Source organism: Stenotrophomonas sp. NPDC077420 (assembly GCF_044543385.1).
Classification (GTDB): domain Bacteria; phylum Pseudomonadota; class Gammaproteobacteria; order Xanthomonadales; family Xanthomonadaceae; genus Stenotrophomonas.
On the sequence record NZ_JBITVZ010000008.1, the window covers coordinates 145,922 to 159,849 of the forward strand.

16 protein-coding genes and 1 pseudogene are annotated in these 13,928 nt (G+C 67.9%); 7 read left to right on the forward strand and 10 right to left on the reverse strand.

The annotated features are described in order from the left end of the window. The first annotated feature begins 106 nt into the window (after nt 1-106). Nucleotides 107-1,372: a dipeptidase gene (locus ACIGII_RS10150; protein ID WP_399637366.1), complete on the forward strand. Its 1,266-nt coding sequence runs from the start codon at nt 107-109 to the stop codon at nt 1,370-1,372. Nucleotides 1,373-1,404: 32 nt separating this feature from the next. On the opposite strand, the gene ACIGII_RS10155 is transcribed toward ACIGII_RS10150, so the two are convergent. From ACIGII_RS10155 to ACIGII_RS10165, 3 genes and pseudogenes are all read right to left on the reverse strand, one after another. Further along, the gene (locus ACIGII_RS10155; protein ID WP_399637368.1) at nt 1,405-2,835 is read right to left on the reverse strand and encodes an amino acid permease; all 1,431 of its coding nucleotides are present in this window, start codon (nt 2,833-2,835) and stop codon (nt 1,405-1,407) included. A gap of 198 nt (nt 2,836-3,033) precedes the next feature. Then, entirely contained in the window at nt 3,034-3,669 is a 636-nt protein-coding gene (gene leuE / locus ACIGII_RS10160) for a leucine efflux protein LeuE (RefSeq protein ID WP_399637452.1), read from the reverse strand. 18 nt (nt 3,670-3,687) lie between these two features. Beyond that, nucleotides 3,688-4,655, reverse strand: a pseudogene (locus ACIGII_RS10165) (LysR family transcriptional regulator); the annotation flags it as partial. A gap of 88 nt (nt 4,656-4,743) precedes the next feature. On the opposite strand from ACIGII_RS10165, the gene ACIGII_RS10170 reads away from it, so the two are divergent. After that, nucleotides 4,744-5,751: a zinc-binding alcohol dehydrogenase family protein gene (locus tag ACIGII_RS10170; RefSeq protein WP_399637371.1), complete on the forward strand. Its 1,008-nt coding sequence runs from the start codon at nt 4,744-4,746 to the stop codon at nt 5,749-5,751. Between the two features lie 3 nt (nt 5,752-5,754). On the opposite strand, the gene ACIGII_RS10175 is transcribed toward ACIGII_RS10170, so the two are convergent. Continuing rightward, nucleotides 5,755-6,375: a glutathione S-transferase family protein gene (locus ACIGII_RS10175; protein ID WP_399637374.1), complete on the reverse strand. Its 621-nt coding sequence runs from the start codon at nt 6,373-6,375 to the stop codon at nt 5,755-5,757. Between the two features lie 49 nt (nt 6,376-6,424). Here ACIGII_RS10175 and rmuC point away from each other — a divergent pair, with 49 nt between their 5' ends. From rmuC to ACIGII_RS10200, 5 genes are all read left to right on the forward strand, one after another. Further along, entirely contained in the window at nt 6,425-7,888 is a 1,464-nt protein-coding gene (gene rmuC, locus ACIGII_RS10180; protein ID WP_399637375.1) for a DNA recombination protein RmuC, read from the forward strand. A gap of 92 nt (nt 7,889-7,980) precedes the next feature. After that, nucleotides 7,981-8,367, forward strand: coding sequence for a hypothetical protein (locus ACIGII_RS10185; RefSeq protein ID WP_399637377.1), 387 nt, complete (start codon nt 7,981-7,983; stop codon nt 8,365-8,367). Nucleotides 8,368-8,424: 57 nt separating this feature from the next. Continuing rightward, nucleotides 8,425-8,985, forward strand: a complete 561-nt coding sequence (locus ACIGII_RS10190) for a glutathione peroxidase (protein ID WP_399637380.1) — start codon at nt 8,425-8,427, stop codon at nt 8,983-8,985. A gap of 112 nt (nt 8,986-9,097) precedes the next feature. Continuing rightward, nucleotides 9,098-9,484 (forward strand): type II toxin-antitoxin system RelE/ParE family toxin, encoded by a 387-nt coding sequence (locus tag ACIGII_RS10195; RefSeq protein ID WP_399637382.1) that lies wholly within the window; start codon nt 9,098-9,100, stop codon nt 9,482-9,484. After that, nucleotides 9,465-9,797 (forward strand): helix-turn-helix domain-containing protein, encoded by a 333-nt coding sequence (locus ACIGII_RS10200; protein ID WP_399637385.1) that lies wholly within the window; start codon nt 9,465-9,467, stop codon nt 9,795-9,797. Before ACIGII_RS10195 ends, ACIGII_RS10200 begins: the two co-directional genes overlap by 20 nt. Before the next feature lie 43 nt (nt 9,798-9,840). On the opposite strand, the gene ACIGII_RS10205 is transcribed toward ACIGII_RS10200, so the two are convergent. From ACIGII_RS10205 to ACIGII_RS10230, 6 genes are read right to left on the reverse strand one after another with little or no spacing between them, the layout of a single operon-like run. Further along, the gene (locus ACIGII_RS10205) at nt 9,841-10,857 is read right to left on the reverse strand and encodes a VacJ family lipoprotein (RefSeq protein WP_399637387.1); all 1,017 of its coding nucleotides are present in this window, start codon (nt 10,855-10,857) and stop codon (nt 9,841-9,843) included. Between the two features lies 1 nt (nt 10,858). Continuing rightward, a complete protein-coding gene (locus tag ACIGII_RS10210; protein WP_399637389.1) occupies nt 10,859-11,170 on the reverse strand; it encodes a lipid asymmetry maintenance protein MlaB in 312 nt (103 codons plus the stop codon). Continuing rightward, entirely contained in the window at nt 11,160-11,822 is a 663-nt protein-coding gene (locus ACIGII_RS10215; protein ID WP_399637392.1) for a phospholipid-binding protein MlaC, read from the reverse strand. Before ACIGII_RS10215 ends, ACIGII_RS10210 begins: the two co-directional genes overlap by 11 nt. After that, a complete protein-coding gene (gene mlaD, locus ACIGII_RS10220) occupies nt 11,819-12,343 on the reverse strand; it encodes an outer membrane lipid asymmetry maintenance protein MlaD (protein WP_399637395.1) in 525 nt (174 codons plus the stop codon). Before mlaD ends, ACIGII_RS10215 begins: the two co-directional genes overlap by 4 nt. Before the next feature lie 34 nt (nt 12,344-12,377). Next, on the reverse strand, nt 12,378-13,127 hold the full coding sequence (locus tag ACIGII_RS10225; protein WP_145480424.1) for an MlaE family lipid ABC transporter permease subunit: 750 nt from the start codon (nt 13,125-13,127) through the stop codon (nt 12,378-12,380). Continuing rightward, nucleotides 13,127-13,915, reverse strand: coding sequence for an ABC transporter ATP-binding protein (locus ACIGII_RS10230; protein WP_399637456.1), 789 nt, complete (start codon nt 13,913-13,915; stop codon nt 13,127-13,129). The genes ACIGII_RS10225 and ACIGII_RS10230 overlap by 1 nt, the downstream gene beginning before the upstream one ends. Between the last annotated feature and the right edge of the window lie 13 nt (nt 13,916-13,928).

Here is a 13,928-nt window from a genome sequence, read left to right on the forward strand (position 1 = left end):
CGGTGCCCACCGCAGAGGGTCGGTGCCCACCCCGGAGGGTAGGTACCGACCGTTGGTCGGTACGCTTTGCTATGGTCTGACGCATTCCCATCCGAAGAGAGGCGTCATGACGTTGCGCAGCCTGTCCCTGCTGGTGTCACTGGCGCTGTGTGCGCCGCTGTCGGCCCACGCCATCGAGTTCAGCGCGCAGGAGCTGGCGCGCGCTGCCACCCTGCAGAAGAAACTGCTTACCATCGACAGCCATCTGGACACGCCGGCGAACTTCCACCGGGAAGGTTTCGACATCCAGCAGCGACACGACCACAACGCGCTGTCGCAGGTGGATCTGCCGCGCATGCGCGAGGGCGCGCTGGACGGTGGCTTCTTTGCCATCTACACCGACCAGGGCGACCGCAGCCCGGCCGCCCACCGCCAGGACCGCGACGCTGGCCTGCTGCGGTTGATGGAGATCCGCGAAATGCTGGCCGCGCATCCCGACACGTTCGCCTTGGCGCTGACCGCTGCCGACGCTGCGCGCATCAAGCGCGAAGGAAAGCGCGTGGTCTACATCAGCATGGAAAACGCCAGCCCGCTGGTCGACGACCCCTCGCTGCTCAGCTTTTACCACCAGGCCGGGCTGCGCCTGCTCAGCACCGTGCACTTCGCCAACAATGAATTCGCCGATTCGGCCACCGACCCCAAGGGTGCCGAATGGAAAGGCCTGAGCCCGGCCGGCAAGGCGCTGGTGGACGAAGCGGTCCGCCTGGGCATCGTCATCGACCAGTCGCACGCGTCCGATGCGGTGTTCGACGACCTGATCCAGCGCATGCCGGTGCCGTTCGTGCTGTCGCACAGCTCGGCCAAGGCGATCTACAACCACCCGCGCAATCTTGATGATGCGCGGCTGAAGCAGCTGGCGAAGGCCGGCGGCGTGATCCAGGTGAATGCCTACGGCGGCTACCTGATCGACACCGGCACGAACGATGCCCGCAAGCAGGCCGAAGACGCGCTGATCAAGCAGCTGGGCGGCGACTACGACGGCATGACCATCGAGCAGGGCGTTGCGCTGAAGAAGGGCCTGGCCGAACTCGACCAGCGCCTGCCGCTGCGCAAGGCAACACTTGACGATTTCTTCGCCCACGTGGAGCACATTCTGGCCGTGGTCGGGCCCGAGCACGTGGGCATTGGCCTGGACTGGGATGGCGGCGGCGGACTGGCCGACCTGCAGGACGTGAGCGCGCTGCCGAAGATCACCGCGTGGCTGCTGCGCAAGGGCTACACCGAGCAGCAGATCGCCGGGATCTGGGGGGGCAACCTGCTGCGTGTGCTGCAGCAGGCGCAGGATCATGCGGCGCAGAAGCGCACCACCAACGGTGGCGCGCTACCGAGGTAGGTACCGACCGTTGGTCGGTACCCCCCAATACCTCAACGGCCGATCAACGCATTGCGTCGGCTGTACAGGAAATACACGGCCAGGCCGATCAGGTTCCAGATCAGGAAGTACAGCTGGGTGCTGCTCGGCAGGCTGATGAACAGGTAGATGCAGCCCAGTGCCGCGGCCGGGCCGATGAACCAGGCGATCGGCGTGCGGAAGGTGCGCTTGGCATCCGGCGCACGGCGGCGCATCACCACCAGGCAGATGCCCACGGCGGTGAAGGCCGCCAGCGTGCCGGCGTTGGCCAGCGCGGCAATCTCGTCCAGTCGGGCCACGCCGGCCAGGGCCGACACCACGGCCGCGCTGAACAACGTAGTGGCCACCGGCGTGCCGGTGCGCTTGTTCACTGCCGAAAGACCCCGCGGCAGCAGGCCATCGCGGCCCATGACGAAGAACACGCGGCTCTGCCCGAACAGGAAGGCCAGCAGCACGGTAGGCAGGGCGATGATGGCCACCACGCCGATGACGGCCGCCGCCTTGGGCTGGCCGAGTTCGCGCATGATCAGCGCCAGCGGTTCGGCGCTGCTGCCGAAGATCGCGTAGCTCATCGCGCCCACCGCCGCCAGGGCGACCAGCATGTAGATGATCGTGCAGCCCACCATCGAGCCGATGATGCCGATCGACAGGTCACGGCCCGGGTTCTTGGTTTCTTCCGCGGCCGTGGAGATCGCATCGAAGCCGTAGAAGGCGAAGAAGATGATCGCGGCCGCCGCCATCACGCCGCGCTCCACGCCATCCGGGCCGAGCGACTTGGCGAAGCCGTGCGGCATGAACGGGTGCAGGTTGGCCGAATCGAACGCCGGCAGCGCCACGGCGACGAATACCGCCAGCGCGATGATCTTCAGCACCACCAGGATGGCGTTCAGCGTGGCGCTTTCCTTGGTGCCCAGCATCAGGCCACCGGCCACCACCCAGGTGATGATCACCGCGGGCAGGTTGAACACGCCGCCTTCCACATGCGGGCCGGCAGACAGGGCCAACGGCAGCCGGAGGTCGATGCCGACGTTGCCGTGTATCCATTCGAGGAACCCGACGAAATAGCCGGACCAGCCCACCGCCACCGTACTGACGACCAGCGAGTACTCCAGGATCAGGCTCCAGCCGACCACCCACGCGACGATCTCGCCGAGCGCGGTGTAGCTGTAGGTGTAGGCGCTGCCGGCCGCCGGCATCATCGTGGACAGTTCGGCGTAGGACAGGGCGGCGCAGGCGCAGACCGCGCCGGCGATGGCGAAGGAGATCAGCACCGCGGGGCCGGCGAGGTTGGCACCCACGCCGATCAGGGTGTAGATGCCGGTGCCGACGATCGCGCCGATGCCCATGGCGATCAGGTGCGGCCAGCTCAGCGTACGTACCAGGCTCCTGCCGGCTTCATGGACGGTGACGGAATCGAGCGACTTGCGCCGTAGCAACGATGACATGGAACCTCACAGAATGACGGGTATCGACAATTTCCCGAGTGTGACCGAACGCGGCGCAGCATTACTACTGCCGGACGTCGTGAATCGCTTGACGATCATTTCAAATGCGCGTGGCTGACGAATCCGGCACACATTGACGGGACACATGCGATGCCTCGCCCCGATTGCGACGCGTCGCTGTCGCAGTGGACCGGGCCTTCAGCCGCTCACGCCGAGGCGGACGCCGAACCCGACCAGGAATACCCCGGCCACGCGTTTCAGCCAGACCCCCACCCGCGGATGCTGGATGATCCGGCGCCGCAACAGGTTGCCCACCCCGATCAGCAGCGAGCAGTACCCCAGGCTCAGCACGAAGATCAGCGCGGCCATGGTCGCGAAAGTCACCACGCCCTGGTGCCGCGCCGGGTCGATGAACAGCGGCAGGAACGCCATGTAGAAGATGATGGCCTTGGGGTTGAGCAGGCTGACCAGGATTGCCTGGCGGAAGTACTGGCCGGGGCGCAGGCGGACGCCACTGCCGTCGTCCTCGGTGCCGGCCGCTGCCGCCGGGCGCAGCAGGCCGATGCCCACCCACACCAGATAGGCGGCGCCGAGGTACTGCACGGCATGGAACACCAGCGGGTTGGCGCGGAGCAGGGCGGCCACGCCGGCCACCGCCAGCCACATCAGGATCTGGTCGCCCAGCAGCAGGCCGAACAGCGCGGTGTAGCCGCCGCGCACGCCGCCGCGCCCGGTGGCGGTGAGCAGGGTGAAGGTGCCCGGGCCGGGCAGCGCCAGGAATACCAGCACGGCAACGACAAAGGTCCACAGGTCCTGGATGCCCATCCACGGCATGGCGGTGACTCGACTACGAGGGGGGCCGCCATTGTCGGCTACCCGGCCCGGTGCCGACAGCGTTACCGCGCACGTCCGGGCAGATCGGCCAGCATCGGTTGCAGGCGTTCGGCGCACAGCGCATGCAGCTGGCGGATCGCGGGCGAAAACTGTTTGCGGTGCGGGCACACCAGGTTCAGCGGCAGGCTGTCGCCTGCGCCCCCCATCAGCACCTGCAGGCGCCCGGCGCGCACATCGTCGGCCACATCCAGCCACGACTTGAACACGATGCCTTCGCCGGCCACCGCCCAGCGCCGCACTACGTCAGCGTCATCGCACACCAGCTGGCCGCGCACCGGTACCACCACGCGCCGCCCGTCCTGTTCGAAACGCCAGCGGTCGTAGGGACGCCCGGCCAGCTGGTAGACCAGGCAGTGGTGGTCCTTGAGCGCGTCCAGCGACGCCGGCGCGCCCTGCCGCTCCAGGTAGGCCGGTGCGGCGCACAGCACGCGCCGGTTGCCCGGCAACAGCGGCAGCGCCACGTAGCTGGCGGTGTCGAAGCGGCCCAGCCGGAACGCGATATCCACCGGATCGCGGAACACGTCGGCCACCTGGTCGGACAACAGCAGGCGCAGCTGCAGCTTCGGGTGCGCGGTGCGGAACTCGGTCAGCCAGGGCAGCAGCACATTGCGGCCGAGATCAGAGGGCGCGGCCACCTGCAGCACGCCGCGCAGTTCGGCATCTTCGCCGCGCACCCGGGCCTGGCCCTCCTGCAGGGTGTCCAGCAGGTCCTGGGCATACGGCAGATAGAGCACGCCTTCAGCGGTGAGGCGCAGGCTGCGGGTGGAACGCACGAACAGGCGCAGGTCCAGCTCCCGCTCCAGCCGGGCCACGGCTGCGGCTACCTGGCCGGGCAGCAGGTCGGCCTCGCGCGCTGCATTGGAGAAGCTGCCCAGCGCGGCGGTGCGGACGAACAGCTGAAGATCCTCGAAGCGGACCATTTTCATTCCAGGAGTGAAAGTGCTGCTGCATTCTGCGCCTTTCCGGCGATCAGAGGGCAGGCGAAGCTGGGCGCCTCATCCAAGGACGTCTCCCATGAAAGCCATCGCCTATACCCAGCACGGCCTGCCGATCACCGACCCGGCCGCGCTGGTCGACATCACCCTGCCGGTGCCCACCCCGGGCCCGCGCGACCTGCGCGTGCAGGTGCGCGCGGTGTCGGTCAATCCGGTGGACACCAAGGTGCGCCGGGGCGTGGCCGTCGAGGCCCCGCGCGTGCTGGGTTGGGACGCGGCAGGCATCGTGGACGCAGTGGGCAGCGAAGTGACCCTGTTCCAGCCCGGTGATGCCGTCTTCTACGCCGGCGACATCAACCGCCCGGGCAGCAACGCCGAGTACCAGCTGGTGGACGAGCGCATCGTGGGCCGCAAACCGACCCGCCTGGACGACGCGGCCGCGGCCGCGCTGCCGCTGACCGCGATTACCGCGTGGGAACTGCTGTTCGACCGCCTGCGCATCGCCGAAGGCGGTGGCGAAGGCCAGACCCTGCTGGTGATCGGCGCCGCCGGCGGGGTGGGCTCCATCCTGGTCCAGCTGGCGCGCCAGCTGACCCGGCTGACCGTGATCGGCACGGCCTCGCGCCCGGACACCCAGGACTGGGTGTACGCGCTGGGGGCCCACCACGTCATCGACCACAGCCAGCCGCTGACCGAAGGCCTGGGCCGGATCGGGATCGAGGCCGTCAGCCACGTGGCCAGCCTGACCCATACCGACCAGCACTACGCGCAGATCGTCACCGCGCTGGCACCGCAGGGCCAGCTGGCCCTGATCGACGATCCGGGCCAGCTGGATGTGATGGCGCTCAAGCGCAAGAGCCTGTCGCTGCACTGGGAATCGATGTTCACCCGCTCCAGCTTCAGCACGCCCGACCTGCAGCAGCAGCACGTGCTGCTCAACCGGGTCGCCGAGCTGGTCGACAGCGGCGTGCTGCGCACCACGCTGGGCGAGAACTACGGCCGCATCGACGCGGCCACCCTGCGCCGCGCGCATGCGCACATCGAAAGCCACCGCGCGGTGGGCAAGGTGGTGCTGGAAGGCTTCTGAGCCTCAGGCCACGCCGTTGTCGCAGTGGCGGGCAAACCCGGGGCGCGGGCCGAGGCGGTGGAACCACGCCGCCACGGCCGGCAGTTCGGGTTTGTCGCCCGGGGTCAGCCGCCAGCGCTGGGTGGAAAGCCCCAGCACGATGTCGGCGAGGGTGAAGTCCTCGCCGACCACGTAGGCGCCGGTCCCGGCCAGCTGCTGATCCAGGTGCTGCATGAGCCGGTTCCACTGCACCAGGCTGGCCTGCGCGGCGCCATCGTCAGGGTAGGCCGGGTGCTGGCGCACGCGGGCCATGAACACGTGCCGCCAGGCGGTGTTGAGGTCGGTGGCCTGCCAGTCCATCCATTGCTCCACCCGGGCCCGGGACCGCGGGTCGCGCGGCAGCAGGTCGTGGCGGCCGGCTGCCGCGGCCAGGTAGCGGCAGATGCTGTTGGATTCCCACAGCACGACGTCGCCATCGCGGATCACCGGCACCTGGCCGTTCGGGTTGAGCGGGTGCAGGGCCGCGAGGAAATCCGCATCGTGGCCGTCGGCCCCGAGGTGCCGGTACTGCAGGCCCAGCTCGGCGCCCAGCCACTGCACCTTGCGCACGTTGATCGACGTCGACTTTCCCAGAAGATCCAGCATGGAGCGATCCGGCGCAGCGAATGAGACCGGCTCAGCCTACACTTCTTCCATGCAACCTGAATTCCTCATCCTTGGCGGCCTGCTGTGTGCCGTCCTCATCCTGCAGCTGGTGGCCCTGCTGCGGCGTTCCGGCCATGGCGACCTTGAGCAGAGCCTGCGCGAAGAAGCGCGGACCGGCCGCAGTGAACTGCGCGAGCAGCTCGAAGGGCTGGGCCGGCAGCAGGACGCGCGGCTGGAAACCTTCGCGCGCGCGCTGACCGACCTGTCCACCCGCACCGACCAGCGCCTGGACCTGCTGCGCGATGCGCTGGGCGAAGACGCGCGCAAGGCCCGCGAAGATGCCGGGCTGGCCCAGCAGCGCAGCGACGCCCACATGGCCGCGCTGCGCCAGGCCGTGGCCGACGATGCCCGGCTCGGCCGCGAGGAAGCCACGCAGTCGCAGCACCGGTTCGGCGAATCCCTGGGCCTGCGCCTGCAGGAGATGACCCAGCGCAACGAACAGCGCATGGGCGACATGCGCGCCACGCTGGAGCAGCAGCTGCGGAGCCTGCAGGCCGACAACGCGCAGAAGCTGGACCAGATGCGGGTCACCGTCGACGAAAAACTGCAGACCACGCTGGAAGCGCGGCTGGGTGCGTCGTTCCAGCTGGTGTCCGACCGCCTGGAACAGGTGCAGCGTGGGCTGGGCGAAATGCAGCAGCTGGCCACCGGCGTCGGCGACCTCAAGCGCGTGCTGACCAACGTGAAGAACCGGGGCAGCTGGGGCGAAGTCCAGCTGGACAACATCCTCGAGCAGACCCTCACCCAGGAGCAGTACGCGCGCGGGGTGAAGGTGCGTCCGGACAGCGGCGAAATGGTGGACATCGCGGTGCGCCTGCCCGGGCGCGGCCACGAGGACACCCCGGTGTGGCTGCCGATCGATTCCAAGTTCCCGCGCGAAGACTACGAGCGACTGCTCGACGCGCAGGAACAGGGGGACGTGGACGGCGTGCGCGTGCAGGGCGCGCAGCTGGAACGCGCGATCCGGGTCCAGGCCAAGTCGATCTGCGACAAGTACATCGCACCGCCGCACACCACCGACTTCGCGGTGATGTTCCTGCCGACCGAAGGCCTGTATGCCGAAGTGATCCGCCGCCCCGGCCTGGTCGACCTGCTGCAGCGCGACCACCGCGTGGTGGTGGCCGGCCCGACCACGGTGACCGCGCTGCTCAACAGCCTGCAGATGGGCTTCCGCACCCTGGCCATCGAACAACGCTCCAGCGAAGTGTGGAGCCTGCTGGGCGCGGTGAAGAGCGAGTTCGGCAAGTTCGCCGGCATCCTGGAAAAGGCCGAGAAGCAGATCAGTACGGTCGGGCGCAGCCTGGGCGAAGCCAGCCGCAAGACCCGCACCATCGAGCGCCGCCTGCGCGGGGTCGAAACCCTGGGCACCGAGCAGGCCGACCTGCTGCTGGGCGATGCCAGCGGCGACGATGACGAGGCCAGCGCGGACGACGCGTCAGCCGCGCAGGACTGAAACGCAGTGCCGACACCCTGCATGCACGCGATCGGCCATGCTGGTTCGCGGCCACGTGCCTGCCTTCCTTTTCCTCCTCCAGGATCGAACCGATGCGTCTTACCTTGATGTTGTCCCTGATGCTCGCGCTAGCCGGCTGCAGCAGTTCGCCGACCGCCACCGATGCCGGCGCCACGAACGTCCCCGCCACCACGGCGGCCGCCGACAACGCCGATGCCGCCCGCTGCGCGGCCGCCGGTGGTGAACTCAAGCCGCTGGGACGGCTGCAGCGCGTGCAGTGCGTGGTGCCCTACGCCGATGCCGGCAAGGCCTGCAGCGCCAAGAGTGAATGCACGGGCCAGTGCCTGGCCCAGGGCGAGACCGAACGGGTGGCTGGCAGCAAGGCGCGTGGTGTATGCCAGACCGATGTGAGCCAGAACTTCGGCTGCCGCCAGCGCATCGACAACGGCGTGGCCCAGGGCACGATCTGCGTCGATTGATTTCCCATTCCCGGGGCACATCTCCGATCTGCCTCTTCACTTCGCACAGGATTTCCCGTGAGCCAGACCGTCTACGACATTCCCGTTTCCACCATTGAAGGCCAGGCCAGTTCGCTGGCCGACTACCGCGGCAAGGTGCTGCTGGTGGTCAATGTCGCCTCCAAGTGTGGGCTGACCCCGCAGTACGAAGGGCTGCAGGCGCTGTATGCCGACAAGCAGGCCGCCGGCCTGGAAGTGCTGGGCTTCCCGGCCAACAATTTCCTGGCCCAGGAGCCGGGCAGCGACGCTGACATCCAGCAGTTCTGCCAGCTGGAATACAACGTGAGCTTCCCGCTGTTCGCCAAGATCAGCGTGGCTGGCGATGACATCCACCCGCTGTACCAGCAGCTCACCCAGGCCCAGCCGGTCGCGACCGGTGAAGGTCCGATGCGCGAGAAGCTGCAGGGTGCGGTCGCCAAGTACCCGGACCTGGTGGTCAATCCGGCCCCCGGCGTGCTGTGGAACTTCGAGAAGTTCCTGGTCGGCCGCGACGGCAAGGTCATCGCCCGCTTCGCGCCTGACGTGCCGGCCAATGACCCCCGCCTGGTCGCCGCCATCGACGCCGCGCTCGCCGCCTGATTCCCCGCGTTCGCACCGGCCGGCCAACCGCCGGCGCGACCGGAAGCACCGGCAACCCGTCAGGTGACCCGGTGCTCGGATTTACCATACCACCCAGTGGTATGGTAAGCTCATGGTACGAGTATTCAAGACGCGGGTGTTCGTCCGCATGATGCGCAAGCTGGATCTTACCGACGCCGCGCTCTGCGGCGCGGTGCAGGAGATGATCCAGGGACTGGTCGATGCGGATCTGGGCGGCGGCGTGCTGAAGAAGCGGGTTGCGCTGCCAGGACGCGGCAAGCGGGGAAGTACGCGGACGTTGCTGGCCAGTAACCGCGGTAACCGCTGGTTCTTTCTCTTAGGCTACGAGAAGAACGTGCGTGCCAGTGTCACAACTGCTGAACGCGATGCGTTGCAGCTTTTGGCCGTGGATTTATTGGGTATGCCGACGGCTGCCCTGGACCGGGCGGTCGTACAAGGCGAACTGCAGGAGATCTGTCATGGCAAACAAGGGGTCTAAAGCTGTTGCCCGGAGCGCAGTGCTCGAAGCAGTGCATCAAACGGCGCGCGGCCTGCAGGATCATGGTTTCATCGACCAGCGACGCATGCATCAGTACGACGCACTGTGCCTTGAACCCGTGCCCGAATACAGCAGTGCGCAGATCCGGGCGCTGCGCGACATGCTGAAGATCAGCCAGACAGTGTTGGCGGGTGTTCTGAATACCAGCGTTTCCACCGTGCGAAGCTGGGAACAGGGGGACAAACGGCCCAGCGGGCCGTCGCTCAAACTTCTTAACCTGATCGACAGAAAGGGCCTCGAAGCGGTGCTGTGATCCGGTAGATACAAAAAAACCCCGCCGGAGCGGGGTTTTCTTGTTAGTTGCCCCAGTCGGGCATGGGCATCGCATCGACCGGGATCGGCGCGGTGTCGTCCGCGTCCTTGCCGCGGGCATGGCGACCGCGCAGGTCGTTCTGGATCTGGTAATTGCGGCGCTGCAGCCACGCATCGCGGGTCAGCGCGTATTCGTCCACCGCGTTGTCGCGGATGTCGTCCAGCGCCAGCAGCTGCGAGCGCATGTCCACCAGCTGCAGACCCTGCAGGGGAATGCGCACCTTGTCTTCTTCGATGGTGCGGATCGGCGACAGCGGGATGTCGCCGGCCAGCCCGAACACGTCGCGCACGGTACGCGGACCGAAGAACGGCAGCTCCACGTAACGCGAGCTGCGCCAGCCCCACGCGCCCAACGTCTGGCCGAAGTCTTCGCTGCGGCGCGGCACCCCTCCACGGCTGGCCGGGTCGAACAGGCCGCCGATCCCGACCGTGGAGTTGATCAGGAACCGGCCCAGACTGTCCCAGGCGTCGTCCGGGCGGCCCTGCAGCAGCTGGTTGGTAATGGTTACCGGCGCGCGCAGATTGCTGAAGAAGTTGGTCACCCCGGTGCGTGCGAAGCGCGGCACGACATGGGTGTAGGCGGTGGCCAGCGGACGCGCGACCGCGCGGTCGACCACGTTGTTGAAGGCATGCACGCGGCGGTTGAAGCCTTCCCACGGGTCGTAGGCCGATGTCGACGCTTCGCTGCCGTCGGCGCTTGGCGCCGGGCCGCCATACAGCGCGGCGAAGTCGTCCTCGGCGCCGGTGGGCGCGTCACCGCTGCCGGCGGCAGGCGGTGCGGCAGCGGCATCGCGGCTGCCGACCTCGGCCACGGGAGCGGTCTCGACCGGGATCGCAGCGGGGGACGCTGCGGTCGCGCCTGCGTCGGAAACCGGTGCGACGGTATCGGCGACCGGGGCCACGGCCACGCTGGCCGGTGCGCTGTCGCGGGTCGGCTTGGCCGCGCACGCGCTGAGCGCGATGGCCAGCAGGAGAAGGGAAGCGGTGCGTACGACGTTCATGTCAGCTCGCGGCAGAAAGGGCATTGAAATCCAGGGACGGCGCCAGCCGGTAGGCGGCGCTGAGTTCGTTGAAACCATCGGGGGTGCCATGGATGACCAGCGTACGCCCGTCGGCGCGTGCGCGCGCGGTCACTTCGGCCAACAGCGCCAGCCCGGCGCTGTCGACCCGGGTGACCCCAGCCAGGTCCAGCTGCGACACGTTGTCGGGCAGGGCCTGGAGCCGGGGCCACAGCGCCACCACCGCGTCACGGTCCAGCACACCCGTCAGCCGGACGCGTGAACCGTCGACCTGCGCGGTCGTATTACTTGCCATTGGTCGCCGGCCCGGCCTGCAGGGAACCGCTGCGCAGGTCCTTGGCCACCTCCGCGATGCCCTTCTGACGCAACGGACCGTCGAACTGGTTGCGGAAGGTCTGCACGTAGGAGATACCCTCGATGTTCACGTCGAAGATCTTCCACTGGCCGTTCACGTTGCGCATCGAATATTCGACCGGGGTCGATTCCGTGCCCGAGCGCAGCAGTTCGGTGGACACCTTGACGCCCCGGTTGCCCGGCAGGGGCTGCTCGCCCTTGAGGCGGAAGGTCGGCTTGCCCTGGATGGAAAGCAGGACCGCGCCATAGCGCTGCATCAGGCTGTCGGCCATGGCATCGGCGAACAGCTTCACGTCGGCATCCGACGCGCCCCGTGCGTGGATGCCCAGCACCAGGCGCGCCGCGTAATCACGGTCGAAGGTGCGGTTGAGCTCGCTGTCGATGTAGCTGCGCAGCGCGGTCGGGCTCTTTTCGAACTCGGCCTTGCGCTGCTGCAGCGTGGACAGGATCCGCGAGCTGGCATCCAGCACCACCTTGCCTGCCTGCCCCTGCGGGGCGGTGGCGGCGGCCGGCGCGGCCTGGGCGAACGACAGCGAGGGCAGGGTGGCAAGCAGGGCCGAGGCGAGCAGGGCCGGAATCAGGGTCTTTTTCATTTCTGCGGTTCCGTTGCCGGCGCGTCGGCGCCGGGAGCATCCTGGGAAGCGGCGCCGGTGTTGCCTGCGCCGCTGAACATGTACTTGCCGACCATCTGGATCAGGTCCACGGCCGGCTGGGTGAAGACGATCTCGTCGCCCGACTTGAGTACCTCCGGGTCACCGCCCGGCTGCAGTCCGATATAGCTCTCGCCGAGCAAACCGCTGGTGAATATGCCGGCGGACGTATCGCCGGGAAGATCCTTGAACTTCGGATCCAGCTTCAGGGTGACGATCGAATCGAAGCGGGTCGGGTCCAGTTCGATCTCCCCGACCTGGCCGACCACCACCCCGCCGATCTTGACCGGGGCCTGCTTGCGCAGCTGGCCGATCTGGCTGAAGCGTGCCTTGAGTTCGTAGCCTTCGCTGCCGAAACCCCAGCGCTGGTTGGTCGACGCCATCGCCAGCACCAGCAGCGAGGCCAGGGCCAGCAGCAGGAAGGCGCCGACGGAAAATTCGAGTCTGGGACCGCGGATGGCCATGTTCATTTCACCGTAGTTGAAGAGCGTTGTCGCGTCAGCGGAACAGCATGGCCGACAGCACGAAGTTGAACATCAGCACCAGCAGCGAGGCGTTCACCACTGCGCGCGTGGTCGCCACCGAGGTGCCTTCGATGGTCGGTTCGGCGTGGAACCCCACATACGACGCGACCAGTGCGGCGGTGCCGCCGAAAATGGCCGACTTCAGCATTGCCACGCCGAAATCGTCCCAGAAATCCACGCTGTTGCTGAGCGCCGACCAGAACACGCCATTGTCCAGCCCCAGCACGTGCACCGCCTCGAAGTAGCTGGCGCTGATCGCCAGCGAACAGAAGATGCCGGTCAGCAGCGGGACGGTCAGCACCGCCGCCCAGAAACGCGGCGCCACCACCTTGGCCACCGGGTCGATCGCCATCAGCTCCAGCGCCTTGATCTGGTCGGTGGCGCGCATCAGGCCCAGTTCGGCCGCGATCGAGCTGCCGGCGCGGCCGATGAACAGCAATGCGGTCAGCACCGGTGCCAGTTCGCGGTACAGGGACAGCCCCAGCAGGGTGGACAGCGCATCGGCCGCGCCGAAGGTGGTCAGCGTGCGGTAGCCCTGCAGGGTCAACACCAGCCCGACGAAGGCGCCACCCACGGCGATGATCGGCAGCGAACGCGCGCCCACCTTGTAGATCTCGCGGGTCAGCTCGGCCAGGAAATCGGCGGTCGGCAGCGAACCGCGCAGCACGGTCAGCGAGAACAGGCCGGCGCGGCCGAGGGAGCGGGTGCTTTCAACGAACGGCATCAAGCCACCTTCGCGCGTGGCGCGGCATCGAACGGGATCGGGCCGTCCGGCTGCCCATGCAGGAACTGGCGCAGCAGCGGGTCCGGGCTGGATTCCAGCGCGGCCGGAGTGCCCTGGAACACCACCCCGCCATTGGCGATGGCGATCACCTGGTCGCAGATCGGCAGGGTTTCATGCACATGGTGGCTGACGATGATGCTGGTCAGCCCCAGGCTGTGATTGAGGCGCTGGATCAGGCTCATGATCACGCCGCTGGCGATCGGGTCCAGCCCGGTCAGCGGTTCGTCGTAGATCATCAGCGGCGGATCCAGTGCCAGCGCGCGGGCCAGCGCCACGCGCCGCGCCATACCGCCGGAGAGCTCGCGCGGCCACGCGTCGGCGGCGGCCAGCAGGCCCACCGCATGCAGCTTCATGTCCACCAGCCGGCGCAGTACCGGTGCCGGCAGTCGGGTATGTGTGCGCAGGGGGAGCGCCACGTTCTCGGCCACGGTCAGGTCGGTGAGCAGGCCATTGCCCTGCAGCAGCACGCCCACACTGCGGCGCATCGCGCGCAGCGCGCTGCTGCTGGCCGGAATGGGTTGCCCGAACAGGGTCACGGTGCCGGCCACCGGGCGCAGTTCGCCGGTCAGTGCGGCCAGCAGTGTCGACTTGCCGCTCCCGGACGGACCCAGCACGGCGGTGATGCTGCCGCGCGGTACCGACAGCGAAACGTCGCGCAGGATGGCGCGACCGCCGCGGTCGATCCGCACGTTGTTCAACTGCACCAGAGGTTCTTCGGAAGCCGTCATGGTTGCCATTAAC